The organism is Streptomyces sp. RKAG290 (assembly GCF_023701695.1).
GTDB lineage: Bacteria > Actinomycetota > Actinomycetes > Streptomycetales > Streptomycetaceae > Streptomyces.
The window spans coordinates 3,581,314-3,607,539 of the sequence record NZ_JAJOZC010000001.1 but is presented as its reverse complement, the minus strand read 5'-3'; the positions used below and the strand labels follow the sequence as shown (position 1 = coordinate 3,607,539).

General features: G+C 71.6%; 21 protein-coding genes and 3 pseudogenes. 14 read left to right on the top strand and 10 right to left on the bottom strand.

All coding sequences use genetic code 11. The features are described 5' to 3' along the window. Window positions 1-102 precede the first annotated feature (102 nt). Window positions 103-525 carry a universal stress protein gene (locus LNW71_RS15710; RefSeq protein ID WP_250968796.1) on the top strand — a complete coding sequence of 141 codons (423 nt, stop codon included), beginning with the start codon at window positions 103-105 and terminating at the stop codon, window positions 523-525. Window positions 526-590: 65 nt separating this feature from the next. On the opposite strand, the gene LNW71_RS15705 is transcribed toward LNW71_RS15710, so the two are convergent. Beyond that, the gene (locus LNW71_RS15705) at window positions 591-1,700 is read right to left on the bottom strand and encodes a MerR family transcriptional regulator (protein WP_250968795.1); all 1,110 of its coding nucleotides are present in this window, start codon (window positions 1,698-1,700) and stop codon (window positions 591-593) included. A 104-nt stretch (window positions 1,701-1,804) separates the two neighbouring features. Continuing rightward, window positions 1,805-2,203 carry a hypothetical protein gene (locus LNW71_RS15700; protein ID WP_250968794.1) on the bottom strand — a complete coding sequence of 133 codons (399 nt, stop codon included), beginning with the start codon at window positions 2,201-2,203 and terminating at the stop codon, window positions 1,805-1,807. Window positions 2,204-2,322: 119 nt separating this feature from the next. Between LNW71_RS15700 and LNW71_RS15695 the strand changes: the two genes are divergently transcribed. The 5 genes from LNW71_RS15695 (at window position 2,323) to LNW71_RS15675 (ending at window position 7,716) form a co-directional block, all read left to right on the top strand. Then, window positions 2,323-3,216, top strand: coding sequence for a hypothetical protein (locus LNW71_RS15695; protein ID WP_250968793.1), 894 nt, complete (start codon window positions 2,323-2,325; stop codon window positions 3,214-3,216). After that, window positions 3,213-4,205: an endonuclease/exonuclease/phosphatase family protein gene (locus LNW71_RS15690; RefSeq protein ID WP_250968792.1), complete on the top strand. Its 993-nt coding sequence runs from the start codon at window positions 3,213-3,215 to the stop codon at window positions 4,203-4,205. Before LNW71_RS15695 ends, LNW71_RS15690 begins: the two co-directional genes overlap by 4 nt. A gap of 95 nt (window positions 4,206-4,300) precedes the next feature. Then, the gene (locus LNW71_RS15685) at window positions 4,301-5,263 is read left to right on the top strand and encodes an NADP-dependent oxidoreductase (RefSeq protein ID WP_250968791.1); all 963 of its coding nucleotides are present in this window, start codon (window positions 4,301-4,303) and stop codon (window positions 5,261-5,263) included. A 28-nt stretch (window positions 5,264-5,291) separates the two neighbouring features. Next, complete coding sequence (locus LNW71_RS15680) at window positions 5,292-5,543, top strand: DUF2630 family protein (RefSeq protein ID WP_250968790.1); 252 nt, start codon at window positions 5,292-5,294, stop codon at window positions 5,541-5,543. 214 nt (window positions 5,544-5,757) lie between these two features. Next, window positions 5,758-7,716 carry an FUSC family protein gene (locus tag LNW71_RS15675; RefSeq protein ID WP_250972024.1) on the top strand — a complete coding sequence of 653 codons (1,959 nt, stop codon included), beginning with the start codon at window positions 5,758-5,760 and terminating at the stop codon, window positions 7,714-7,716. Between the two features lie 109 nt (window positions 7,717-7,825). Here LNW71_RS15675 and LNW71_RS15670 read toward each other — a convergent pair whose 3' ends face one another. Next, entirely contained in the window at window positions 7,826-8,230 is a 405-nt protein-coding gene (locus LNW71_RS15670; RefSeq protein WP_250968789.1) for an RNA-binding S4 domain-containing protein, read from the bottom strand. A 325-nt stretch (window positions 8,231-8,555) separates the two neighbouring features. Between LNW71_RS15670 and LNW71_RS15665 the strand changes: the two genes are divergently transcribed. Next, window positions 8,556-10,061, top strand: a complete 1,506-nt coding sequence (locus tag LNW71_RS15665; protein ID WP_250968788.1) for a VWA domain-containing protein — start codon at window positions 8,556-8,558, stop codon at window positions 10,059-10,061. Between the two features lie 96 nt (window positions 10,062-10,157). Here the strand turns inward: LNW71_RS15665 and LNW71_RS15655 are convergent. After that, a pseudogene (locus tag LNW71_RS15655) lies at window positions 10,158-10,401 on the bottom strand (response regulator transcription factor); the annotation flags it as partial. A gap of 71 nt (window positions 10,402-10,472) precedes the next feature. Here LNW71_RS15655 and metG point away from each other — a divergent pair. After that, the gene (gene metG, locus LNW71_RS15650) at window positions 10,473-12,086 is read left to right on the top strand and encodes a methionine--tRNA ligase (RefSeq protein WP_250968787.1); all 1,614 of its coding nucleotides are present in this window, start codon (window positions 10,473-10,475) and stop codon (window positions 12,084-12,086) included. Between the two features lie 82 nt (window positions 12,087-12,168). Here the strand turns inward: metG and LNW71_RS15645 are convergent, their stop codons facing one another. The 3 genes from LNW71_RS15645 to aspS form a co-directional block, all read right to left on the bottom strand. Continuing rightward, window positions 12,169-12,750, bottom strand: coding sequence for a Uma2 family endonuclease (locus LNW71_RS15645; protein WP_374119418.1), 582 nt, complete (start codon window positions 12,748-12,750; stop codon window positions 12,169-12,171). 69 nt (window positions 12,751-12,819) lie between these two features. Next, complete coding sequence (locus tag LNW71_RS15640; RefSeq protein ID WP_250968786.1) at window positions 12,820-13,653, bottom strand: L,D-transpeptidase family protein; 834 nt, start codon at window positions 13,651-13,653, stop codon at window positions 12,820-12,822. Window positions 13,654-13,968: 315 nt separating this feature from the next. Further along, a complete protein-coding gene (gene aspS, locus LNW71_RS15635) occupies window positions 13,969-15,753 on the bottom strand; it encodes an aspartate--tRNA ligase (RefSeq protein ID WP_250968785.1) in 1,785 nt (594 codons plus the stop codon). A 164-nt stretch (window positions 15,754-15,917) separates the two neighbouring features. Here aspS and LNW71_RS15630 point away from each other — a divergent pair, with 164 nt between their 5' ends. Then, window positions 15,918-18,065: a SpoIIE family protein phosphatase gene (locus LNW71_RS15630; protein WP_250968784.1), complete on the top strand. Its 2,148-nt coding sequence runs from the start codon at window positions 15,918-15,920 to the stop codon at window positions 18,063-18,065. Window positions 18,066-18,150: 85 nt separating this feature from the next. Here LNW71_RS15630 and LNW71_RS15625 read toward each other — a convergent pair whose 3' ends face one another. The 3 genes from LNW71_RS15625 to LNW71_RS15615 all read right to left on the bottom strand — a co-directional run bounded on the left by LNW71_RS15625 (window position 18,151) and on the right by LNW71_RS15615 (window position 20,892). Then, window positions 18,151-19,260, bottom strand: coding sequence for an AI-2E family transporter (locus LNW71_RS15625; RefSeq protein ID WP_250968783.1), 1,110 nt, complete (start codon window positions 19,258-19,260; stop codon window positions 18,151-18,153). A gap of 85 nt (window positions 19,261-19,345) precedes the next feature. After that, window positions 19,346-20,302, bottom strand: a complete 957-nt coding sequence (locus LNW71_RS15620) for a pirin family protein (RefSeq protein WP_250968782.1) — start codon at window positions 20,300-20,302, stop codon at window positions 19,346-19,348. A 149-nt stretch (window positions 20,303-20,451) separates the two neighbouring features. Further along, window positions 20,452-20,892 carry an SseB family protein gene (locus LNW71_RS15615; RefSeq protein ID WP_018522179.1) on the bottom strand — a complete coding sequence of 147 codons (441 nt, stop codon included), beginning with the start codon at window positions 20,890-20,892 and terminating at the stop codon, window positions 20,452-20,454. Between the two features lie 208 nt (window positions 20,893-21,100). Here LNW71_RS15615 and LNW71_RS15610 point away from each other — a divergent pair. The 5 genes and pseudogenes from LNW71_RS15610 to LNW71_RS36960 all read left to right on the top strand — a co-directional run. After that, window positions 21,101-22,926 (top strand): annotated as a pseudogene (locus LNW71_RS15610) (acyl-CoA dehydrogenase). A 104-nt stretch (window positions 22,927-23,030) separates the two neighbouring features. After that, entirely contained in the window at window positions 23,031-23,708 is a 678-nt protein-coding gene (locus LNW71_RS15605) for a hypothetical protein (protein ID WP_250968781.1), read from the top strand. Window positions 23,709-23,770: 62 nt separating this feature from the next. Continuing rightward, entirely contained in the window at window positions 23,771-25,069 is a 1,299-nt protein-coding gene (locus LNW71_RS15600) for a M18 family aminopeptidase (protein WP_250968780.1), read from the top strand. Window positions 25,070-25,170: 101 nt separating this feature from the next. Continuing rightward, window positions 25,171-25,389, top strand: coding sequence for a DUF6458 family protein (locus LNW71_RS15595; protein ID WP_250968779.1), 219 nt, complete (start codon window positions 25,171-25,173; stop codon window positions 25,387-25,389). 123 nt (window positions 25,390-25,512) lie between these two features. Continuing rightward, window positions 25,513-26,181, top strand: a pseudogene (locus LNW71_RS36960) (BTAD domain-containing putative transcriptional regulator); the annotation flags it as partial. Between the last annotated feature and the right edge of the window lie 45 nt (window positions 26,182-26,226).

Below are 26,226 nucleotides of genomic sequence, written 5' to 3'. Positions count from 1 at the left end.
TGTGGTTTGACCCGGTTTGACTAGAGTTGTTCCGGAAGGTGCGCGGCGCGGGAGTCCGCGCGGCGCACCTGCGTAACCGGGCCGAACGAGCTGGAGGCAGAGATGGGCAGGATCGTGGTGGGCGTTGACGGCTCCGAGTCGTCGATCAAGGCGCTGCACTGGGCCGTACGCCAGGCGGAGCTGACCGGTGACACGGTGGAGGCCGTCAACAGCTGGGAGTACCCCTCGACCAGCTGGGCGTCCATGATGCCGGGCATGCCGGAGGACTTCGACCCGCAGGCCGTGGCCACCGTGTCGCTCACCGAGGCACTCGAAGAGGCCCTCGGCGCCGTGGCCGCCGCCGGGATCAGCAAGGTCGTGGTGATCGGCAACCCGGCGCAGGCCCTGCTGGACCGGGCCGAGGGCGCGAATCTGCTGGTCGTGGGCGCGCGCGGGATCAGCGGCTTCAAGGCCACCCTGCTGGGCTCGGTCAGCCTGCACGTCACCCAGCACGCACCGTGCCCGGTGACCGTGGTGCGCGCCTGACGTCCACCGGCCCCGCGCACCGGGGCGGGCCCGGCGCAGAAGATGCGCGGGCCCGCCCCGTGCCGTCACAGCGCCACGACGTCCGCCACCGCACAGGCCACGTTGTCGGGGGCGCCCGCCGCACCGGCCAGCGCGACGAGCTCCCGGACGGCCGTGCCGGGGCCGTCCGCCGCGGCGAGCACGCGGGCCAGCGCCGTGCCCTCGACGACCGCCGAGAGACCGTCCGAGCAGAGCAGATAGCGGTCCCCGGGCAGCGCGTCCCGCACGCACAGGTCGGGTCCTGAGCCCTGCGGATCGCCGCCCGAAAGCACCTTGAGCAGCATCGCCCGCTGCGGGTGCGAGAACGCCTCCTCCTCGGTGAGCGAGCCGTCGTCGATCATCGACTGGACCAGGCTGTGGTCGTGCGTGATCCGGAACAGCTCACCCCCGCGCAGCAGATACGCCCGCGAGTCTCCGATGTGCACGAGACCCAGCTGCGAGCCCGTCCACACCATCGCGGTCAGCGTGGTCCCCGACTCGGCGGGCACCCCGGTCCCCGCGAGCGCGTCCCGCACCGCCCGTGCCGCTTCCTCTGCCACGTCGTGCAGGGTGTTCAGCAGCTCCGCGGCCGGTGCCGCTCCCGGCGCCGGCGGCCTGCGGAGCGCGTCGATCGCCGCCGCGCTCGCCCCCGCACCGCCCTCACCGAACCCGTCGGCCACCGCGAGCAGCCGGGACCCGGCGTAGACCGCGTCCTGGTTGGTCTCCCGCACCGCACCGATGTCGGTGCCCGCCGCGTACCGGATTCCGAGTGTTCCCACCTGAGCCATTGCTTCCTCCGTCGACAGCTGGTCGATGAGGAAGACCGCGAGGTCCCGCCGGGCCGCCGTCTCGGCCTCGATCCGCGCCCAGTAGACCCGGATCGCAGCGGCGGCCGCGCCGGGGTCCAGCGCGATCACCTCCGTGATCCGGGCGAGCGGCATCCCGATCCGGCGGAGCCAGGCAACCAGCCTCGCCGTCCGTGCCTGCGCCGGGTCGTAGTACCGGTAGCCGTTCACCGGGTCGACCAGGACGGGCTTCAGCAGGCCCAGCTCGTCGTAACGGCGCAACGCCTTGGCGGACAGCCGGGACAGCCGGGCGAACGCCCCGATCGTCACCAGCTCCGCCGCGGGCGGCCGCCCCTGCCCGTCGTCCGTCACCCTCGTGCCTCCTCATACCGGGCGGTACTCGCCCGGCACGCCGATCCTTGGCCTTCCCCCGCGGAGAAGGTCAAGGATCGCTCACGGAGGGATGCGCGGGGCGCTCAGTTCTCCCGGGTGTGGAAGGTGTAGTACGCGGCGAGCAGCATGGCCGCCCCGGTCAGCAGGCCCAGCACCGATGCCGCGAGCACGCTCTTGCCTGACAGGCTGTACAGGAATCCGATCGAGCCGCCGAACAGCGCACCGTAGGCGGCCGCCCGGAGCTCGTGCGGCAGGCTCTTCTGCATCCGGCCCAGGCCGAAGCAGAGCGCGGCGAGCACGGCGCCGGAGACGAGTCCGAGGGCGAGCTGCGTGCCGGTGAGCACGCCGCCGCCCCGGACGATGGACGTCGCGTACCAGCCGAGGATCACGCCGAGCGTGACGGGCAGGGCCCAGCTGAGGGCGGAGTGGTGCTGGGCACGCGCGCGCGTTCCGCGTGCCGGCACCGAAGCGTGTGCGGCCATGGCGGAGAGCTCCTTCCGTCGCCCCCTCTTTCCTCCAGAGCACACCTGGTCGCGCCGCCCGGCAACTCGAATGGCTCACGGCCCGGGCGCCCCGCTGCCATCCGGGATTCCCTGGTGGGGTGCGGACCTACTTCTCGACGGCACTCTCGGCGGTACTGCTGGTGCTGCTCGCCGTCCTGGTGCCGCTGAGCGCGCTCTCCGCCTGGGTCGATCTGGAGATCGACGACACGGACCGCTACGTCGCCGCGGTGGCGCCGCTCGCCTCCGACCCCGACGTGCGGAACACCGTGGCCGACCTGATCACCGACGAGGCGATGAAGCAGATCGACGTCGGCCCGCTCCAGGACACCGTCCGCGACTTCCTGCACCAGGCGGTGCAGTCGTTCACCACCACCGATGCCTTCCAGGCCGCATGGAACGCCGCCAACCGCACCGCTCACGAGGCCGTCACCGCCGCGCTGGACGGTCAAAGCGGCGAGTCCGTCACCATCGATCTGGCGCCGGTGACGGACAAGGTGAAACAGAACCTGGTGGACAACGGGGTGCCGTTCGCCGACCAGATCCCGGTCCAGCACACCGACATCCAGATCATCTCCGCCGACCGTGCGGACCAGCTGCGCCAGAGCTTCCGGTGGCTGCGGGCAGCCGGTGTGTGGCCGGCGGTCGGCACGCTGGTCCTCGCACTGCTGGCCGTGGTCCTGGCGTGGGTGCGCGGCGGGCCCGGCCGCCGGGGCTCCGCACTGGCCGCGCTCTCCGCCACCGCCGTCGCCGGGGCCGGCTTCGCGATCGGCGCGCTGGTGCTGCGCGGGGCGCTGGCGTACGCCCGCAACCGGGTGCTGGCCGAGGTGCCGGGCAACGAGAAGGACGGGGCGGCCGCGGTGTACGACGCGCTGACGGCATCCCTGCGCACCACGGTGTGGATCGTCTTCGGCACGGGCCTGGCCCTTGCGGTGTGCGCGGTCGCGGCGCGGATCTGGGCCCAGCGGGTACTGCCCGTACCGTCCGGGGCATGACGCTCCCGCTCCGCCGTACGGGCCCGTCCGGCCCGCCCTGCGGGCGCACAGCGCTCTGCGCGGCCGCGCTCCTGCTCGCCGGGGTGAGCCTGGTGCTCGGCTTCCGAGCCGTCGGAGCCGACGGCGTGACCCCTGTCCCGCAAGCCCTGGCCTTCCTGCCCTGGCTGCTGCTGCCCGGTGCCGCGGGCCTCGGACTCGCCGCGCTGGCCCGGTGGCGCGGCGGCCTGGTGTGGGCGGCGGTCGCACTGGCGCTGACGGTGTGGTTCGTGCGCCCGTACGGTCCCGGCGCCACGGGCGCGCACGGTGCGGTGGTGGCCCGGCTGCGCGTCCTCACCTCCAACGTGGAGTTCGGCGCGGCGACGGACGCGCTCATCGCCACGGTCCGCCGCGAACGGCCCGATGTGGTCTTCGTCCAGGAGTGCGACCTCGGCTGCGCGGACGCCCTCGCCGCCCGGGTCCCGGCCGCCTCCTACCCGTACCGCGACGTCGTCCGCCTCGACGGTTCGCTCGGCTCCGCGATCCTCAGCAGGTTCCCGCTGCGCCCGGCGGGCCGGATCGACGGCGAGATGGCGATGCCGGGGTCGGTCGCCCGGGTGGCGGGCAGGGCGGTCCGGCTGCAGCTCGCGCACCCCATGCCGCCGGTCCCGGGCGGCGTCGGCACCTGGCGCCGCGAACTGGGCCGGATCCGCGACCTCGCCGCCGCTGCCCGCGCGGAGCGCACCGTCGTGGCGGGCGACTTCAACGCCTCCCAGGACCATGCGGCGTTCCGGGCCGTCCTGGACGCGGGCGGCCTCCACGACAGCGCCCGCCTGGCCGGCGCCTCCCGTACGTACTCCTGGCCCGCCGACCGCACCACCCCGCTGCGCACCCAGATCGACCACGTGCTGGTCAGCGACGACTTCTCGGTGCGCGCCGTCCGTTTCCTGCGGCTGCCCGCCACCGACCACCGCGCGCTGCTCGTCGACCTGGAACTGCAGGGCGGCCGGTGAGCGCCCGGCCCCCGCGGGCGCCGACGTGCGGGCGCGCACGGGCCGGGGAAGAGTGGTTCCCGTGCACTGCCGGGGGCGACTGGGAGGTCTTCGTCATGCGAGCGATCGCCGTCAGCGCATTCCGGGCCGGTCCCGCACTGGTCGAGGTCCCCAAGCCGGAGCCGGCCGCCGGTGAGGTGCGGGTGAGGGTCGAGTACGCCTCGCTCAACCCGTACGACTGGCAGACGGCGGACGGGTCCCTGGACGGACAGGTCCCGCACGTCTTCCCGCTGGTCGTCGGCGCGGACTTCGCGGGCCGGGTGGACATGATCGGCGGCGGCGACAACCGCTTCCGGGTCGGCGACAAGGTCTTCGGCCGGGCCGGCGGCCCGCCGGTCGGTGCCGGGACGTACTGCGACTACGTCTGCGTACCGCAGGACTCCGCCATCGCACTCGTCCCGCTCGGCCTCGACGGCCGGTTCGCGGCCGCGATACCGACCGCCGGGATGGCGGCCGCGCAGATCCTGGAGGCCGCGGTGCTCCGCGGCCACGAGAGCCTGCTGGTCATCGGGGCGGCGGGCGGGGTCGGCAGCTGCCTGACCCAGCTCGCCAAGGCGCGGGACGTGCGCGTGATCGCCGCGGTGCGCGGCGACGAGCGGTCCCGGATGGGGTCGTTGGGGGCCGCCGTCACGATCGACACCACGGACGGACCGGCGTCGGACGCGCTGCGGGCCGCCTGCCCGGACGGCATCGACGCGCTCGCCGACCTGGCCTCCGCCGATCCGGAGACCTTCGCCGCGCACGCCGCGACGGTCCGCCCCGGCGGCATCGCGCTCAGCACCCGAGGCGTCGCGGCCGGGGCGTCGCTCCCCGCGGGTGTCCGGGGCATCGACTTCCGGCTCGATCCGACGCCCGTCCTGCTGGACATCCTGGCGGCGGGCGCGGCGGACGGGGTGCTGCGGGTACCCATCGACATCGAACTCCCGCTGGAGAAGGCCCCGGAGGCCCTGGACCGCAACCGGACCGGCGGGGCACGCGGCAAGACGGTCATCGTGCTGCGCAACCACGGACACCGCTGACCACGGACACCGCTGAACAGGAGACGTCATGGACGAGCAGGAGCGGGACATCATCGGCGGCATCGACGGACTGGTCGCGGAGGAACGCGCCCTGCGCGACCGCAACGGCCAGGAACCGGGCCTGTCCGCCGAGGAGAGGACACGACTGCGTACGGTGGAGGTCCGGCTCGACCAGTGCTGGGACCTGCTGCGGCAGCGTCGCGCGCTGAGCGAGTTCGGGGAGGACCCGTCACAGGCACGCGTCCGCCCGGCCGACGAGGTCGAGGGATACCGCAACTGACCGTCGAGCACCGGAGGGGGACGCCTTGGCCGGCACCGGGCCCGACGCGGAACAGACCGGCACCACCGGGCCCGGCACGGGCCAGGGCAGCATCACCGGGCCGGGTGGGGGACAAGGCGGCATCACGCGGCCGGACGCGGAGCAGACAGGCACCACCGGGCCCGTCCCCGGCGCGGGCCGGGGCAGCACGCCCGCCGGGGGGCCGCGGCGGGGGATGCCACCCGTCTGGCTCCGGTACGGCCTGCGCCCCCAGTCCGCCCCCATCCCCTGGGCGGCCGTCGCCCGCGCCTGCGTGGCCCTGGCCGCGCCGCTCGCCGCCGGATTCGCCTTCGACCGGCCGGCGTACGGGGCGCTCGTCTCCATGGGCGCGCTCTCCGGCGTGATCGGCGACACCGCCGACGCGTACCGGATGCGCATCCTCAACATCGCCGTGCCGCAGCTCTTCGGCGCGCTCGGCATCATGATCGGCACGCTCGTGTTCGGGACCGGCTGGGGCGCCGTCGCCGTGCTCACGGTCGTCGGACTCGTCTCCGGGATGATGTCCACGATCGGCGCCGTGGCCTCCGTGTCGGGGCTGCTGCTCCTGCTCAACTCGGTGGTGGGCGCCGGGCTTCCGATGCCGAACCCCTGGTGGGTGCCGCCGCTGCTGCTGACGCTGGGCGGCCTGTTCGTCCTCGTCCTGACGCTGCTGGCCTGGCCGTTCCGGCGGAAACTGCCGGAGCGGGTCTCCGTCGCGGAGACGTACTGCACCGTCGCCGACCTGCTCGCCGCCGCCGGCACCGACGCGTACGAGGAGAAGCGACAGGCCGTCACCCAGTCCCTCAACACCTCCTACGACCTGATCCTCGCCCGCCGCGCCCGCTACCACGGCCGCAGCGGGACGATGGTGCGGATGCTGTCCCAGCTCAACGTCGTCATCCCGCTGGTCGAGGCGGCGCCCGCGGTGCACCTGCGGCGGCGTCCGCTGCCTCCCGAGATCCCGGCGGCGGTGCGGCGGCTGGCCGATGACATCGAGGAGAGCCGTACCGGCGGCGGTGAACCCTCTCTGCCCGCACCGGACTCGCCCTCGACCCGGGCCGTGGACAGCGCCCTGCGGCACGCCGCCGTGGTCGTCCACAAGGCCGACCCCGACCCCTACAACGTCGACGACCGGCTCGGACGCCCCGCCGCTCTCGGGGTACGCATCCGGCGCGCCGCCCGCAACGTCCTGCTCTCCGGGTCCTCCTGGCAGTACGGGCTGCGCCTCGCGCTGTGCATCGGTCTCGCCCAGTCGCTGACCTCACTGATCGACGTGCCGCGCTCCTACTGGGTGGCGCTGACCGTCACCTTCGTGCTCAAGCCCGACTTCGGCTCGGTGTTCTCCCGCGCCGTGCTGCGTTCGGTGGGCACGGCGGCGGGGCTCGTCATCGCGGCGCCGGTGCTGGCGGAGGTGCCGCTCGGCTGGTGGGACGTGCCGGTGATGATGCTGCTCGCCGCGTTGATCCCGGCGCTCACGGCGAAGGGGTACGCCTTCCAGACCGCGGCCATCACCCCGGTCATCCTGCTGCTGTCCCACCTGCTGAACCACCAGGGCGTGCACCTGGTCTGGCCGCGCTTCCTGGACAGCCTGATCGGCTGCGGCATCGTGCTGGTGGCCGGTTATCTGCTGTGGCCGGAGAGCTGGCACACCCGGATCGGCCACCGGCTGGCCGACGCGGTGGCGGACATCGCGGACTACGTGGCGTACGCCTTCGAGCCGGAGGCCGCCGGCGACCGGGCGGAACGGGTACGGACCCGGCGCCGCATCTACCGCGACCTGTCGTCCGTACGCTCCGAATTCCAGCGCGCCCTGACGGAGCCGCCCCCGACCGGCCCGCGCGCCGCCGCCTGGTGGCCGCTGGTCGTCGCGGTGGAACGCATCGTGGACGCCACGACGGCGGCCCGGGTCCGCGTCAACCACGGCGCCCCGGAACCTGAACCGGCAGAGGTGGCCGAGGTGCAGCGCCAGCTGCGCGAACTCGCGGAAGGCATAAGGGCGAGCAAGGTCCTGGTGGAGGTGCGCACCGAACTCCCGGGCGACGAGGAGGGCGTGCTGGCTCCGCTGCGCCAAGAGGTGGCAGCAGCGCGAGCAATCGCCTCCCCCGAACGCACCCCTTCACATCCCCAGGCCAACTCAAGCCCGCCCGGCGATTGAGGGCATCGTCCGAGCCCGCCCGGCGATTGAGGGCACCTGCAAAGCCCGTCCGGCGATTGAGGACAGAACGGCCCCCGGACGGCCCCGGGCACCCCCGGAACGCCCCCGCTCACTCCGCAGGCGGCCCTTCCCCCCGCAACCGGTCCATCTCGCGCCGATCCCGCTTCGTCGGCCGCCCCGCCCCCCGATCCCGCACCGGGACCTGGATCGCGGCCTCACGCGGCGGCGGAGGCGGGCTGTTGTCGACGAAGCACTCCGCCGCCACCGGCGGACCGACCCGCTTCTTCACGATCTTCGACACGACCACGACCCGGTCCCGGCCCGCGTGCCGGAGCCGTACCTCGTCGCCGACGTGCAACGCCTGGGCGGGCTTGGCGCGCTCACCGGCGACCTTCACATGTCCCGCGCGGCAGGCGGCGGCAGCCTGCGCACGGGTCTTCGTCAGCCGGACCGACCAGATCCAGACGTCGACCCGAACGCTGCCCTCCGCCTGCGGCGCCTCACCGGAAACCATGCGTCCGACTCTAATGCTCCGGATGCGCGAAGAACCGGCCGAAGCACCCATAAGCCATCCTGACCGCTGATCAGACCGCACCGGCCGCACACGTCAACCCGGCAACTCGGCACTGCGGGAACACATATGAATGACGTACATAGGACGACCACAGCACAGTGGCAGGACTCGGTCCGGGCTCGGTTTCGGCTCGGTTGTCCCACAGGCGGGCCGCGCCAGCGAACGGCCGGATCCGGCCGCTAACCTTACGTATCCGCCCTGGCCAGGGATCAATTCCCGCAGTACGGACATTCATCGCACCCAACTCATGCGAAAGGCCACGCCCATGGGCATTCGGAGCTTGCTGCGCAAGGTGTTCGGCCGTGACGGCACGGAGCAGAACGAGCTGACGACGGCCACGGTCCCGCCCCAGGGCGAGCGCACCCGGCCCACGGAGTCGGAGTCGGTGGCGGTGGACGAACCGGCTGCGCAGGCCGAGACGGCGCCCGAACCGGCCCCGCCCGCCAAGGCATCGGTACCGGCCCCGGCCTCACCCCGTTCGGCCACGTCCCGGTCCGCCAAGGGCGACGCCGAACTGGCGACGGACCTGGTCGCGGCCGCCTTCGACAAGGCCGCCGCCCCCAAGGCCACCCCCACGGTTCCGTCGCAGGGCTCCGGCCCCCGGAGCAAGGCCGCGGAGGCTAAGCCGGAAGCGGCAGAGCCGGAAACCGGCGCGGAGGCACTGGTGACGGAGCCTGTCGAGGCTCCGACCGCAGCCCCGGCCGAGCCGTCGGCCGAGACCCCCGCCACGCCCGAGCCGGCCGCCGCCGAGGCCGAGCCCGTGCCCGCCGCCGCGCCGATCACCATCGACGTGAACCCGGAGCCCGAGCCGGCCACCGCGACCGCGCCCGAGCCGGCCGCCGAGCCCGAGCCGGCCACCGCGACCGCGCCCGAGCCGGCCGCCGCGCCCGAGCCGGCCACCGTGACCGCGCCCGAGCCGATCCCCGCGCCCGAACCGGCCGCCGCGGTCAAGCCCGCACCGGCACCCGCGGTCGAGCCCGTGGCCACCCCGGAGCCCCTCCCCGCCCCGGAGCCCGTACCCGCCCCGGAGCCCGTGGCCGACGCGACCACCGCGGCTCCCGCAACCAGCGCAGCCCCCGCGGCCGCCGCCGACGGCAAGCCCGCGCTCCCGCTCGCCCGGGTCAGGTCCCGCGCGCCGGAGCTCGTCGTCCCGTACAAGGCCGCCCAGGCCGCGCTCAAGGCCAACGGGCTGACCGGTCTGCGGGCCACCGTCTATCTGGTCCTGGACCGTTCCGGCTCCATGCGGCCGTTCTACAAGGACGGCAGCGCCCAGCACCTGGGCGACCGCGCCGTCGCCCTCGCCGCGCACCTGGACGAGAGCGCCACCGTGCAGGTCGTCTTCTTCTCCACCGACATCGACGGCACCGGCACGGTCGAGCTGTCGGGCCACGAGGGCCGGATCGACGAGCTGAACGCGGGCCTCGGCCGGCTCGGCCGGACGAACTACCACCGCGCCGTCGAAGAGGTCGTCGCGCACTACGAGAAGTCCGAGGCCACCGGCCCGGCAGTGGTGATCTTCCAGACGGACGGCCCGCCGGACGCCAAGCAGGCCGCCCGCCAGGCACTGGCGGACGCGGCACGGCTGCCGCTGTTCTTCCAGTTCGTCGCGTTCGGTGACGAGGAGTCGAAGGGCTTCGACTTCCTGCGGAAGCTGGACGCCCCGAACGCCGGCTTCTTCCACTCGGGCCGCGCCCCGCGCGCGGTCGCGGACGCCGTGTTCTACCGCGAGGTGGTCGCCGCGCTGGCCGCCTGGGACGGCACCGGCGCCTGATCCACCGGCAGGCGTACGGTCACGGCGAGCCCGCCCTCCGGGCCCGGCACCGCCGTGACCGTACCGCCGTACGCCACCGCTATGGAACGCAGAGGCCGCGCTGACGTTTCCGCCGTCGGCCTCCAGCAGCTGGAGCACGGTGAACGCTCGGCGAGAGGTCCAGCTCGCGCCCGTCCCGGGTCGCGGAGCGCCGCACGGTGTCGAGCAGGGTGCCGTACCGCTCCAGCTGCGGCCGTACCGGCCGGGCGCTGCGCCGCCGCAGCGCGCGTACCCGGGACACCAGCTCGGGGAACTCGAACGGCTTGCCCAGGTAGTCGTCGGCGCCCAGGTCGCTCTCCGCGGAGCGCTCCCCGCCCGTGCCCGGGTTTATCGGTGCGAGTGGACCTCCCACGGACCGTTAGGATTTCGACCATGGCGGCCACTGGATCAGAGAAGCAGGGGGGCGACGGCGTGAAGAGTTTCTACGTCTCGACCCCCATTTACTACGTCAACGACGCTCCTCACCTGGGCCACGCCTACACGACCGTCGCAGGCGACGTGCTCACCCGCTGGCACCGCCAGCGCGGCGAGAAGGTGTGGTACCTCACCGGCACGGACGAGCACGGTCAGAAGATCATGCGTACGGCGGAGGCGAACGACGTCACACCCCAGGAGTGGTGCGACAAGCTCGTCGAGGAGGCCTGGAAGCCCCTCTGGGAGCACCTCGACATCGCGAACGACGACTTCATCCGTACGACGGAGAAGCGGCACACGGACCGTGTGCAGGAGTTCGTGCAGGACCTGTACGACAAGGACGAGATCTACAAGGGCGGGTACGAGGGCCCGTACTGCGTGGGCTGCGAGGAGTACAAGCTCCCCGGCGACCTCATCGAGGCGGAGGACGGCACGAAACTGTGCCCGATCCACAAGAAGCCGGTGGAGATCCTCAAGGAGGAGAACTACTTCTTCAAGCTCAGCGAGTACGGCCCGAAGCTGCTGGAGTTCTACGCGGCCAACCCCGGCTTCATCCAGCCCGAGTCGGCCCGCAACGAGGTCGTCAACTTCGTGAAGCAGGGGCTTCAGGACCTGTCGATCTCGCGCTCGACCTTCGACTGGGGCGTCCCGGTGCCGTGGGACGAGAAGCACGTCATCTACGTGTGGGTCGACGCGCTGCTCAACTACGCGACGGCGGTCGGCTACGGGGCCAACCAGGAGAAGTTCGACTCGACCTTCCCCGCCAATGTGCACCTGGTCGGCAAGGACATCCTGCGCTTCCACGCGGTGATCTGGCCCGCGATGCTGATGGCGCAGGGTCTGCCGGTGCCGGGCCGGGTCGCGGCCAACGGCTGGCTGATGGTCGGCGGCGAGAAGATGTCGAAGTCGAACCTGACGGGCATCAAGCCGCAGGACCTGACCTCGCACTTCGGTGTGGACGCCTACCGCTGGTACTTCCTGCGGGCCATCGCCTTCGGCAGCGACGGTTCGTTCTCCTGGGAGGACTTCACCGCCCGCTACACCTCGGAGCTCGCCAACGACTACGGCAACCTGGCCTCGCGCCTCGCGGCCATGGTCGGCAAGTACTACGGCGGTACGCTCCCCGAGGCCACGGCCGCGGGCGAGGCCGAGCAGGCGGTCCGGCAGGGTCTCGCGCAGGCCGTCGCCACGGCCGACCTGAAGATCGGCGAGGAGCTGGACTTCCAGGGCGGCATCCTGGCGATCTTCGACTTCGTGAAGCAGATCAACGGCTACATCACGGAGCAGGAGCCGTGGAAGGTCGCCAAGGACGAGTCGCCGGAGGGCAAGGCCCGCCTCGCGACGATCCTGTACACGGCCTCCGACGCCCTGCGCGGGGTCGCGGTCCTGTTGAACCCGGTGATGCCGGACACCTCGCAGAAGCTGTGGGAGTCCCTGGGCGCCGGGGAGTCCCTGGGCGCGCTGTCCGACCAGCGCGTGCAGGACGCGGACACCTGGGGCCTGCTGCCGGCGGGTACGACGGTGACGAAGGGCGCGGTGCTGTTCCCCCGCCTGGAGGAGAAGCCCGCGTAACCGGATGTGCGTAAGGGGAGGGGCGGGACCGCACTGCGGCCCCGCCCCTCTCTCGTACTCCGGCGGCCTGCTCCGTCTCCGGTCAGCGCACCCAGTTCTTGAGCGGCTCGGTGTCCAGCTCGATGCCGACCGGGTCGGGCAGCCGGACCGTCTTGCCGAACGGGACCGTCACCACCGTTTCGTAGCGCACCCCGTCGGGCTGTGAGTGCACCTTGACCTCGCAGGTCCCGCGGTCGATGAGCAGGTAGACGGGGATGCCGGTCTCCGCGTACGCACGCGGCTTCTCGACCCGGTCCCGGAGGTCGGTGTCCTGGTCGTACGAGGTGACTTCCACAAGCATGAGGACGGCAGCGGGGTCTGCCCATTCCCCCTGGCCGACGAACGCACCACTCCTGGCGAGCGCCCCGTCAGGCCGCGCATTTCCCTTCCGGTACGTCTCGATCCGCAGACCCTGTTCTGCGTAGAGCCAGAGGCCGGGGTCGGCTTGCATGCACTGGCGGGTGAGCCACTCGATGATCCGCCCGTGATCCCCGTCCGGCACAGCCTTGACCCCCAGTTTCCCGTTCACGAACTCCAGACGCAGCGCTTCTTCCGCGCGTATGGCATGACGGGCCAGATCCTCGAAGATCTCCTGGGTCAGCACACTCTCGTCGACCACGCTCACGCCTGCCTCTTCAAGAACCGGTCGGGCAGTCCTCAGATTACGGGCCACGAACCGGGCGCGCGGCCGCTTTCAGCGGCTCAGCGAGGCCGCGTCCCCCATCACGACGACGGGGTCCTTCACCGGGTCGAGCAGGGTCAGCAGCTCCTTCATCCGGTCCTCGGTGACCGAGACGCAGCCCTGCGTGGGGCCGCCGTGGTCGACGTGGATCCAGATGCCGCCCCCGCGTTCCGCGCCGAGCGGGCGGGTGTGGTCGAGCGGCGAGGTGCCGGGGACGCGGTTGTAGTCGATGGCGATGACGTAGTCGAACGAACCCTCCAGCGGCTCCCCGTAGAAGCCCTCGCCCTCCACCCTGAAGTCCGGGCTCAGGTCGTACGGGAAGGCCGTGGCCGGGGGGTCGAGCCGGCCGCCCGCCGCGGTCAGCGTGTAGACGCCGACGGGTGAGCGGAGATCACCCTCCCAGTGCTCGTCCGTCCAGCCGTTCAGGGCGTTGTGGGCCGGCCAGGGGGCCATGGCCGGCAGCCAGTCCGCGGCGGGGCCATCCCGGGTGTAGAGCACGGCGGTGGACCGGTTGGAGTCCGCCGACTCGCCGGTGACGACGAACGCCTGGCGGGTGCCGGGCGGGATCGCCGCCCGGGTCTGCGGGCCCAGTGCCGGGATCTCCCGCGGTGGGGTGGGCGACGGTCTGGGGCGCACGACGGCGGCGGCCGACGACGACGGGGAGGCCGCCACCGCGGCGGCCCCGGGCGGCCCGGGAACACCGGTGGCGCCCGCGGCCTTCGGGAGAGCACCGCTGCCGCCCATGCCCATGATGGCGCCGGCGCCGCACCCGGTCAGCAGCAGGACCAGGACGGCACAGACGACGTACGGAAGGCGCAGAGGAACGCGCGAACGAGGCACGGGCACGGAGGAGCTCCTCAGCAGTCGATGGCGAAGCCGCGGGGCTTTGCGGACACGGCCTGGAGTCCGCTGCGCCGATGTCGGCCCAGGCAGTCTTTGCCGCAGCCGGGCCCGGCCAATCCGGAGCCGGGGCCATCCGGCTGTACCCGTTCAGGTGATTCATGTACTTGTATGCGCGCAGCCATTCGTCAGCGCATCGCACGAGGCGCCAGGAGCGGGCGTCGCCGCCGGGGCCGGGGCCCGGACCCCGGCCGGGACGTGAAACAGCCCCTGGCCGGTGGCCAGGGGCTGTTTCACGTGAAACCCGGTGTTCGGGTTCCCCTACTTCTCGGCGGCGTCCTTCGCGGGCGCGGCCGGCTTGCGGAGCTGGATGTTCAGCTCACGCAGCCGGGTCTCGTCCAGCACCGTGGGGGCACCCATCATCAGGTCCTGGGCGTTGCCGTTCAGCGGGAAGGCGATCGTCTCGCGGATGTTGGGCTCGTCGGCCAGCAGCATCACGATGCGGTCGACACCCGGGGCGATGCCACCGTGCGGCGGGGCGCCGAGACGGAAGGCGCGCAGCATGCCCGCGAACTCGTGCTCGACGGTCTCGCGGTCGTAACCGGCGATCTCGAAGGCCTTGAGCATCAGCTCGGGCTCGTGGTTACGGATGGCGCCGGAGGACAGCTCGATGCCGTTGCAGACGATGTCGTACTGCCAGGCGAGGATGTCCAGCGGGTCCTTCTCCTCAAGGTCCTGCAGGCCGCCCTGAGGCATCGAGAAGGGGTTGTGCGAGAAGTCGATCTTCCCGGTCTCCTCGTCCTTCTCGTACATCGGGAAGTCGACGATCCAGCAGAACCGGAAGACGCCGTCCTCGAACTGACCGGCCCGCTTGGCGGCCTCGACGCGGACGACCGACATGATCTTGGAGACCTCGTCGAACTCGCCGGCGCCGAAGAACACGGCGTGGCCGGGGACGAGGGCGAGGCGCTCGGTGAGCGTCTTGACGTCCGTCTCGGTGAGGAACTTGGCGATCGGTCCCGCCAGCTTGCCGTCCTCGCCGACGCGGACCCAGGCGAGGCCCTTGGCGCCGTGCTCGACGGCGTAGTCGCCGAGGCCGTCGAAGAACTTCCGGGACTGGCCCGCAGTGTCCGGCACCGGGAGGGCGCGGACGTGCTTGCCGGCGAAGGCCTTGAACTCCGAGTCGGCGAAGACGTCGGAGATGTCGACGAGCTCCAGCTTGGCGCGCAGGTCCGGCTTGTCGTTGCCGTACTTCAGCATCGACTCGCGGAACGGGATGCGCGGGAAGGGCGAGGTGACGTGGCGGCCGTTGCCGAACTCCTCGAAGAGCTCGGTCATCAGCTTCTCGATCGGGCGGAAGACGTCTTCCTGCTCGACGAAGGACATCTCGACGTCGAGCTGGTAGAACTCGCCGGGCGACCGGTCGGCGCGGGCGTCCTCGTCGCGGAAGCACGGCGCGATCTGGAAGTAGCGGTCGAAGCCGGAGATCATCAGCAGCTGCTTGAACTGCTGCGGCGCCTGCGGCAGCGCGTAGAACTTGCCCGGGTTCAGCCGGGACGGGACGACGAAGTCACGGGCGCCCTCGGGGGAGGTCGCGGTGAGGATCGGCGTCGCCATCTCGTTGAAGCCGAGGGCCACCATCTTGGCGCGGATCGCGGCGATGACGGAGGAGCGCAGCATGATGTTGCGGTGCATGCGCTCACGGCGCAGGTCGAGGAAGCGGTACTCCAGGCGCCGCTCCTCGTTGACCCCGTCCTCGGCGTTGATCGTGAAGGGCAGCGGGGCGGCCTCGCCGAGCACCTCGACCGCGGTGACCTCGATCTCGATCTCGCCGGTCGGGAGCTCCGGGTTGACGTTGTCGGCGCCGCGGGCGGACACCTTGCCGTCGATCCGTACGACGGTCTCCTTGGTGAGCTTCGCCAGGGCGTCGTTGCCGGGGGTGCCGGGGCGGGCGACGAGCTGCACCAGACCGTAGTGGTCGCGCAGATCGATGAAGAGGATGCCACCCAGGTCTCGGCGATTGTGCAGCCAGCCGCTCAGCCGGACGTCGGTGCCGACGTCAGAGGCGCGGAGCTCGCCGCAGGTGTGGGACCTGTACCGATGCATCGTCGTTCATCCAGTCTTCGCGGTGGGAGGCAAATACAGCCACCCCAGGCTACCGCCCGCGACCGGACCGTTTCATTGCCATTGTCCGCATCAAGATCGCCGGTGGGCCCCGGGGCCGGACGCCTCGGTGGCGTTTGGACCGCACATCTTCCTAAAGTGGGGCAATGCGCACCGAGGATGTTCTGGCCGCGACCGCGACCGGTCTTTGGCGCTGGGACAACGGAGCCGGGACGGTCACCCTCGACGCGGAGGCCGCCCGGCTGCTGGAGCTGCCCGCCGAGCCGGGTGTCTTCCGTGAGTCGCAGGTGCGCTCCCGCTTCCACCCCGTCGACTGGAACGAGATCTACGGGGTGATCAACCTGGCCGTCGCCGAGGGCACGCTGGCCGAGGCCCGGCTGCGGATCGTGGACGAGCACGGGCGGGTCCTGCGTACCGTGCGGAGCCGTTCCAAGCCGCTGCCGCCCGCGCAGGGCAGCAACGTGGACTACGTGCTGGTCGGCACCCTCCAGGAGGTCGCCGAGCCGCAGCCGGGCACCGCCGGCGCGCACACCCCGATCACCGGCGACTGGCGGCGTTCCCGGGAGGCGTTCCTGCTGGACGCGGGGCGGGCGCTGGCCGAGGCCCGGTCGACGGCGGAGGTGCTGCGGGTCGCCTACTCGCTCTCCATGCCCGGATTCTCGCCGGACGGCCTGGCGGTCTTCGGCATCGAGGGCGAGCGGCTGACGATCGTCGGGCAGCACGGTCACAACCTGGGCGACGAGGGCCCGTTCACCGACATGCCCCTGGACACCGACTACCCGGCCGCCGAAGTCGCGCGGACGGGGCGCGCGATCTATCTGCCCACCCCGGAGGACTACCGCTTCCGCTTCCCGGCAACCTGGCCGCTGGCCCGGCGGTTCGGGCGCCGCTCCTGGGCCTTCCTGCCGCTGATCGTGGCGGGGCACACGATGGGCGCGTGGATGGCCGGGTTCCGGCATCCGGTGTCGTTCTCGCCGGACGAACGGTCCGTCCTGACGACCGTGGCCCGGATGCTCGCGCAGGCGCTCGCCCGGGCCGGGATCGCCGAGACCGAGCGGGAGCTGTCGCTGGGGCTGCAGCGCTCGATGATGCCGTCCCTGGGGCCCAGCGTCCCGGGGATGACGGTGGCCGCGCGCTACGTCCCGACCGGGGGCGGGCTCCAGGTCGGCGGCGACTGGTACGACATGATTCCGCTCCCCACCGGCCGCATCGCCCTCGTCATCGGTGACGTCCAGGGCCACGACGTGCGGGCCGCGGGGCTGATGGGCCAGCTGCGGATCGCCCTGCGCGCGTACGCCTCCGAGGGGCACCGCCCGGACGCGGTGCTCTCGCGGGCCTCGCGCTTCCTCGCCGGGCTCGCCGACGCCCACGCGGACGGGGAGCAGGCGGAGGCACGCTTCGCGACCTGCCTGTACGCGGAGGTGGATCCGGAGACCGGCACCTTCGACATCGCACGGGCCGGCCACCCGGACCCCGTGGTGATGACCGCCGACGGGACCGCGGTCATCCGGCAGACCGCGGGCGGGCTCCCGCTGGGCATCGAGTCGGACGCGGACTACCCGACGACCCGGGTCGTGCTGGAGGCCGGAGAAACGATCATGCTCTGCACGGACGGGCTGATCGAGACCGGCGGACACGACATGGCCACCGGCTGGGTCCGGCTCCGGCCCATCCTGGAGCGGCACACGAGCGACCTGGAGAAGCTCGCGGACGCGCTGGTGGAGGCCGTGCACGGGCCGCCCTCGCACTACACGACGGGCCCGCTCGCGGACCGGCGCGAGGACGACATCGCGGTGCTGCTGCTGCGCCGCGAGGGCTCCACGACCCGGCACACGGCGCCGCGGCGGACCGCGCTGACCATCGCCCAGGCCGAACCGGAGCGGATCGCGGCGGCCCGGCAGCAGGTGCGCGAGCTGCTGCACGACTGGGCGGATCCGGAGCAGGTCGACTCGGCCGTGCTGATGATCTCCGAGATGGCGACGAACGTGCTGGTCCACACGGACGGCGACGCGCTGATCGTCGCGACGGCCACCGGGGAGCAAGGGCAGCGGCGGCTGCGGGTGGAGGTGGCCGACGGCAGCGACGAGCTGCCGCACAAGCGGCGGCCCGGAGAGATGGCGTCCAGCGGGCGGGGGCTGGTGCTGATGGAGATGCTCGCCGACGCGTGGGGGGTGGATCCGCGAGGGGCGGGGAAGTCGATCTGGTTCGAGCTGTACGAGTCGGCGGAGCCCGTGGAGCTGACAGGGGCGGAACCGGAGCCGGAGCCGGTCTCCGAACCGGAGCCGGAGCCGTAGCAGGGGCCGGGGCCGTGCTGCCTGGCGCGTACAGCGTGATGGCTGCGGCGTGATGCGTGCGGCGTGATGCGTGCGGGTTCCCCCCTCACCCGTCGGAGGGGCCCGGTGGGGGTGTGTCCGGAGTGGGGTCCGTCCCGGACTGCAGGTGCGCCGGGGGCAGGTGGCCCTTGCGCAGTTCGCCGATGATGCCGAACGCCGCCGCGCACGCCGGGACCGCGAGCAGCATCCCGAGCAGGCCCGCCACGCTCGCGCCCGCCGTCAGCGCGATCAGGATCGTGGCGGGGTGCATCTGGACCGTCCGGCTCTGGATCATCGGCTGCAGGATGTGGCCCTCCAGCACCTGGACGGCCAGGACGACGCCGAGCGCCCAGAGCGCGATCACCAGCCCCCGGTCGGCGAGCGCCACCAGTACCGCGACGGCTCCGGAGATGAAGGCACCAAGGTACGGGATGTAGGCGCCGACCAGGACCAGTGCGCCGAGCCCCACCGCGCCGGGCACGCGCAGGATCAGCAGGCCGGCCGTGATGCAGAGTGCGTCGATGAGCGCGATGAAGGTCGTGCCGCGCATGAAGCCCTCGACGGCCTCGAACGCCCGCCGGCCCATCGCCTCGACCAGATCCCCGGTGCCGCGCGGGGCGACGGTGTGCGCGAGGTGCACGGCCCGGTCGGAGTCGCGCAGGAAGAAGAAGGTCAGCAGGAGCGCGAGCACGCTCGTGGCGATGAGCGTGCCGACCAGGCTGAGGCCGGACAGCAGGCCGCCCGCGGCGCTCGCACCGAACTTCTCGACGAGCTTCTTCGCGTTGGTGGCCAGGTCGTCCACGTTCGTACTGCCCTCGACCCCGAAGTGGTCGGCGACCCACTGGCCTGCGTCCTTCAGCGACTGGACGATCTGGTCGCCGGTGTCGATGAGCGCGGTGACGACGATGTAGCCGGCGCCGCCGACCACCGCGACGAGCAGCGCGCAGGTCAGCCCGGCGGCCACCGAGCGGTTCACCCGGTGCGCGGTCAGCCGGCGGTGCACCGGACCGAGCAGCGCCGTACCGAGCAGCGCGAGCAGCACGGGGGTGAGGGCGGTCTTGAGGATGATGCACAACCAGATGGCGACGGCGGCGACAGCGGCCACCAGCAGGACGACACCGCACCAGGCGGCGGTGCGCCGTGCACCGACGGGCAGGAGGAGCTTCTGGGTCTGCACCCTCCCACCCGATCACGCGGAGCGGGGGGTGTCCCCGCTCGCGCCGCCGTACGAGTGACGGACCGTCATACGGCGGCTGCGCGGCTCACATTCCGTGGACGGCGGGCACGGTGCCGAGGCGGCCGGCCTGGAAGTCCTCGAAGGCCTGCTTCAGTTCGGCCTGGCTGTTCATCACGAACGGCCCGTAGTGCGCCATCGGCTCCCGGATGGGACGGCCGCCGAGGAGGACGACCTCCAGGTCCGGGGTGTTGCCGTCCTGCTGCTCGTCGGCGCGGACGGTCAGCGAGGAGCCTTCGCCGAAGACGGCGGTCTGGCCCATGTGGACGGGGCGGCGCTCCTCGCCCACGGTGCCGCGGCCGGCCAGCACGTACGCGAGGCCGTTGAAGTCCTCGCGCCACGGCAGGGTCACCTCGGCGCCGGGGCGCACGGTGGCGTGGATCATCGTGATGGGGGTGTGGGTGATACCCGGGCCGTCGTGGCCGTCGAGCTCGCCCGCGATCACCCGCAGGAGCGCGCCGCCGTCCGGGGAGGCGAGCAGCTGGACCTGGCCGCCGCGGATGTCCTGGTAGCGCGGGGCCATCATCTTGTCGGCCTTCGGCAGGTTCACCCAGAGCTGGAGGCCGTGGAAGAGGCCGCCCGACATGACGAGCGACTCCGGCGGCGCCTCGATGTGGAGCAGCCCGGATCCGGCCGTCATCCACTGGGTGTCGCCGTTGCGGATGGTGCCGCCGCCGCCGTTGGAGTCCTGGTGCACGAAGGTGCCGTCGATCAGGTAGGTGACGGTCTCGAAGCCGCGGTGCGGGTGCCAGGGGGTGCCCTTCGGCTCTCCGGCCGCGTACTCCACCTCTCCCATCTGGTCCATCATGATGAACGGGTCGAGGTACTTGTAGTTGATTCCCGCGAAGGCGCGGCGCACCGGGAATCCCTCGCCCTCGAACCCGCTGGGCGCCGTGGTCACGGCGAGCACGGGACGGGCCGCTGCATCGCCCGAGGCGGCGACCTTGGGCAGGGTCAGCGGGTTTTCGACGGTCACTGCGGGCATGGGAGCCACCTCCGGGGAGTCTTCTGCGATTCAATTTAGTTGAATGGTGAACATCCTGCAAGGCGGCTTCCATTCCCGCTCCGGCCGAAGCAGCAGGAAGGGGCCCGTACCGCCGCGCGGTACGGGCCCCTTTCCGGGGGGGTCGGCGGTCAGCCGTACATACGGCGCATCGCGAAGTCGACCATCTGCTCGACAGCCTTGGCGTCGAAGACCATCCGGTGCTCGCCCTCCATATCCAGGACGAATCCGTAGCCGGTGGGCAGCAGGTCGATCACCTCGGCCCCGGTGATCACGAAGTACTTGGACTCCTTGCCGGCGTAGAGCCGGAGCTCCTTGAGCGTGGTGAACATCGGGATCACCGGCTGCTGGGTGTTGTGCAGCGCGAGAAAGCCCGGATTGTCGCCACGCGGGCAGTAGACCTTCGACGTCGCGAAGATCTGCTGGAAGTCCTCGGCGGCCAGCGAGCCGGTCGTGAAGGCCCGTACCGCGTCGCCCAGCGAGGGCGGCGAGGGTTCGGGATACAGCGGCTGCTCGCCGTAGCCGCCACCCATCGGCTGCTGTGCGCCCTGATTCTGGTCGTAGCCGTACATGAGGCAAAGAGTAATCGGACACATCTGTGCCTTGAGGGTTGCGTCTTATTACTGACGGGTAGCATCATCGGAGAGGTCAGCTGATACGTCTGGGCCCGGCCAGGTCCCGGACGGCGCGGCAGACCGGTTTTCCGCCACAGCCCGTCGCCCGATCCTCACCCCTCCACGGGGCGCTGCGCGCCACTGCTATTGATTACGGAGCCTTCCCATGGGGCACTACAAGTCGAATCTCCGCGACATCGAGTTCAACCTCTTCGAGGTCCTCGGGCGCGACAAGCTGTACGGCACCGGACCGTTCGCGGAGATGGACGTCGAGACCGCGAAGACCATCCTCGACGAGGTCGCCCGCCTCGCGGAGAACGAGCTCGCCGACTCCTACGCCGACGCCGACCGCAACCCCCCGGTCTTCGACCCGGAGACCAACACCGCACCGGTCCCCGACACCTTCAAGAAGTCCTACCAGGCCTTCATGGACTCCGAGTACTGGCGCCTGGGCGTTCCCGAGGAGATCGGCGGCACCACCTCCCCGCGCTCCCTGATCTGGGGTTACGCGGAGCTGCTGCTCGGTGCCAACCCGGCCGTGTGGATGTACTCCTCGGGCCCGGCCTTCGCCGGCATCCTCTTCGAGGAGGGCAACGAGGCGCAGAAGAAGATCGCCGAGATCGCCGTCGAGAAGCAGTGGGGCTCGACGATGGTGCTGACCGAGCCGGACGCCGGTTCCGACGTCGGCGCGGGCCGCACGAAGGCCGTCGAGCAGGCGGACGGCTCCTGGCACATCGAGGGCGTGAAGCGCTTCATCACCTCGGGCGAGCACGACATGTCCGAGAACATCCTTCACTACGTGCTGGCCCGCCCGAGGGCGCCGGACCCGGCACCAAGGGCCTGTCGCTCTTCATGGTCCCGAAGTTCCACTTCGACTGGACCACCGGCGAGCTGGCCGAGCGCAACGGCGTCTACGCGACGAACGTCGAGCACAAGATGGGCCTCAAGGCGTCCAACACCTGCGAGATGACGTTCGGCGACCAGCACCCCGCCAAGGGCTGGCTGATCGGTGACAAGCACGACGGCATCCGCCAGATGTTCCGCATCATCGAGTTCGCCCGCATGATGGTCGGCACGAAGGCCATCGCCGCCCTCTCCACCGGCTACCTGAACGCGCTGGAGTACGCCAAGGAGCGCGTCCAGGGCACCGACCTGTCGCAGTTCATGGACAAGACGGCCCCCAAGGTCACCATCACGCACCACCCCGACGTACGCCGCTCGCTCATGACGCAGAAGGCCTACGCCGAGGGCATGCGCTCCCTCGTCCTGTACACCGCCTCCGTCCAGGACGCGATCCAGGAGAAGGAGGCCGCGGGCGAGGACGCGAAGGCGCTGCACGGCCTCAACGACCTGCTGCTCCCGATCGTGAAGGGCTACGGCTCGGAGAAGTCGTACGAGCAGCTGGCGCAGTCGCTCCAGACGTTCGGCGGCTCCGGGTACCTCCAGGAGTACCCGATCGAGCAGTACATCCGTGACGCCAAGATCGACACGCTGTACGAGGGCACGACGGCCATCCAGGGCCAGGACTTCTTCTTCCGGAAGATCGTCCGCGACCAGGGCGCCTCGCTCAACACGCTCTCCGAGGAGATCAAGAAGTTCCTCGCGGGCGCCCAGGGCAACGACGAGCTGTCCGGCGCGCTGGACTCGCTCGCCAAGGCGGCCGTGGACCTGGAGGCGATCGTCGGCACGATGATCACCGACCTCACCGCGACCGGCGAGGACGTGAAGAACATCTACAAGGTGGGCCTGAACACCACCCGCCTGCTGCTCGCCTCCGGCGATGTCGTCGTCGGTTACCTGCTGCTCAGGGGCGCGGCCGTGGCTGCCGAGAAGCTGCCGACCGCCTCCGCCAAGGACGCCGCCTTCTACCGGGGCAAGATCGCCGCCGCGAAGTTCTTCGCCGCGAACATCCTGCCGGGCGTCGGCGCCGAGCGCGCGCTCGCCGAGTCCGTCGACAACTCCCTGATGGAGCTGGACGAGGCCGCGTTCTAGCCACGCCCGACTTCCCTGCACGCACCGCCACTTGGAGAAACTTCCGGGTGGCGGTGTTGTCGTTCCGGCTGAGTACGCTGATGCCCTCAGGGGGAGGCTGACGTATGAATCGTCCGGGCAAGAGGTATCGCGTACGGGGCGTGGCCGGCGGGGCGGCGGCGCTGCTGCTGCTCACGGGCTGCGGCGGCGGGGACGGCGGCGGGGACAGCCCCGCCCGCGCGCTCGGCAAGGCGGAGGTCGCCTCGGTCCTGCCGGACGCGAAGGCGGTACCGGGCTGGCAGAACCTGACAAAGCCGCAGGCCCAGGAGCGGAACCCACAATTCCCGCCGCCCGTCTGCCTGACCGCGGCCAAGGACAAGCACCGGACGGCCTGCGACAGGATCACCTTCTGGGGCGTCTCCGCCTTCACCCGGAAGTCCGACCGGACCGCGTTGAACTTCTGGACGCTCGCCTACAAGGACGAGAAGTCGGCCGACGCCGCCTACGACGCCCTCGCCGGGTACTACGGCGGGGACCGGGTCGGCATCGGCGCCGTGCCGGTGAAGATCGGGGACCCCGGCGACGAGCACCTCGCCAACCGGGCCCGAACCGGCACGATGGGCGGACCGGCCACCCTCACCCAGATCCGGTCCGGGACGACGGTGCTCGGCGTCAGCACCGGCACCGAGGGCACCTCGGCCCTCTCCGACCAGCAGGTGAAGGACATCGCCGCCATGTTCACCGAACGCGCCAAGCAGGCGCAGAACGGCGAAAAGCCGACCTCGGCACTGCCGGGACGGTAACCGGGGGCGGCCGGAGGGACAACGGTGAACCCCGCGGACCGGGCCTGGTTACAGTGAAGAACATGAGTTCTTCCCTCCGCTTCGACCGCGGGCACACCGACGACCTGATGGCCTTCCTGATGGCCGGCCCCTCCCCGTACCACGCCGTGGCGAGCGCCGCGGCGAGGCTGGAGAAGGCCGGTTTCCGGCAGGTCGAGGAGACGGCGGCCTGGGACGGGTCCACCGGCGGGAAGTACGTACTGCGCGGCGGCGCGATCGTGGCCTGGTACGTCCCCGAGGGCGCCGAGGCGCACACCCCGTTCCGGATCGCCGGGGCGCACACCGACTCGCCGAACCTGCGCGTGAAGCCGCTGCCCGACACCGGCGCGTACGGCTGGCGGCAGATCGCCGTGGAGGTCTACGGCGGCACGCTCCTCAACACCTGGCTCGACCGGGACCTCGGCCTCGCCGGGCGGATCTCGCTGCGCGACGGCACGCACCGGCTGGTCAACATCGACCGGCCGCTGCTGCGCGTCCCGCAGCTGGCCGTGCACCTGGACCGATCGGCCAACGCCGACGGCCTCAAGCTCGACCGCCAGAAGCACATGCAGCCGATCTGGGGACTCGGAGACGTGGAGGAGGGCGACCTCATCCGGTTCGTCGCCGCGGAGGCGGGCGTCGACGCCGAGGACATCACCGGCTGGGACCTGATGCCGCACCCCGTCGAGCCGCCCTCCTACCTGGGCCGCGACCGTGAACTGCTGGCCGGGCCGCGGATGGACAACCTGCTCTCGGTGCACGCGGCGACCGCGGCGCTCGCCGCCGTCGCAGGCCGGCCCGACGCGGAGATCCCGTACATCCCGGTACTGGCCGCCTTCGACCACGAGGAGAACGGCTCCCAGTCCGACACCGGCGCGGACGGACCGCTGCTCGGCACGGTCCTGGAACGCTCGGTGTTCGCCCGCGGCGGTACGTACGAGGACCGCGCCCGCGCCTTCGCCGGCACCGTCTGCCTCTCCTCCGACACCGGCCACGCCATCCACCCCAACTACGCCGAGCGGCACGACCCGACGCACCACCCGGTCATCAACGGCGGACCGATCCTCAAGGTCAACGTCAACATGCGGTACGCGACCGACGGCAGCGGCCGGGCCGTGTTCGCGGCGGCGTGCGAGCAGGCGGGCGTGCCGTGGCAGACGTTCGTCTCCAACAACTCGATGCCGTGCGGCACGACGATCGGCCCCATCACCGCCGCCCGGCACGGCATCCAGACAGTGGACATCGGCGTGGCCATCCTGTCGATGCACAGCGCCCGTGAACTGTGCGGAGCCGACGACCCGCACCTGCTCGCGACCGCCCTGGCCGCCTTCCTGGCGGGCTGACCCCGGAGCCCGATCGCCCTTGGCACGCATGGCCGTTACCGGGCCGGGTACTCGCTGCGTACACGACCCGGAGCTTCCGGGGTGTCTGGGAGGCGGAACTCATGGGACTCGGAGGATGCATCATCCTCATCGGTGCAGGGGCGATTCTCGCCTTCGCGACCGACTGGGAATTGGACAGCGTCAACGTCGACATGGTCGGCTGGATCATGATGATCGTCGGCATCATCGGCGTCTTCGTCTACGCGAGCGTCATGCGACGCCGCCGCATGGTCGTACCGCCCACCACCACGGTCGTGTCCGAGGACGAACGCCGCCTGTGACCTGGCAGGGGTGCGCCCGCACTGCGGGCGCACCCCTGACCCGTCGCTTCCGGACCCCCGATATTCTGGGCACCAGTCCGTGACCCGGCACCGGGCGCGTCACACCCGGAAGGGGAGCCGCTCGTGGAGTTCCGGCTGCTCGGCACGGTCGGCATCGACACCCTGACCGGGCCGCTGCCACTGGGACCCGCCAAGCGCCGCAGTCTGCTCGCCGCACTGTTGCTGCGCCCCAACACACCCGTCACCATCGCGCGGTTGACCGACTGCCTGTGGGACGACGCCCCTCCACTGCGCGCCCGCACGGTCATCCAGGGACACGTCTCCCGGCTGCGCGCCCTGCTGGTGGACGCGGACGCACAGGCTTATGGCGTCGAGCTCGCCACCCTGGGCGACGCGTACGTGCTGCGGGCGCCGGAGACCCTCCTGGACTCCCAGCGGTTCGAGGAACTGCTGACGCTGGCCCGCGAGCAGCGCAACCCCGCCGACACCATGCTGATGCTCAAAGAGGCCCTGTCCCTGTGGCAGGGGCCCGCCCTCACCGGCACCTTCCCCAGCGCACCCCTCCAGGCGGCCGCACACGCCCTGGAGGAGTCCCGGCTCACCACGGTCGAGCAACTGGCGCACGCGTACGTCGCGTTGGGCGAGCACCACCGGGCGGCAGCGGTACTACGGGCCGAGGCCGAGGCCCATCCGATGCGGGAACCACTGGCGGCGGCCCTGATGACGGCGCTCTACCGGTCGGGGCGCCAGTCCGAAGCGCTGGACCGGTTCCACCGCACCCGGCGGCTGCTCGCCGACGAACTGGGCATCGACCCGGGACGCGAACTGGCGGACGCC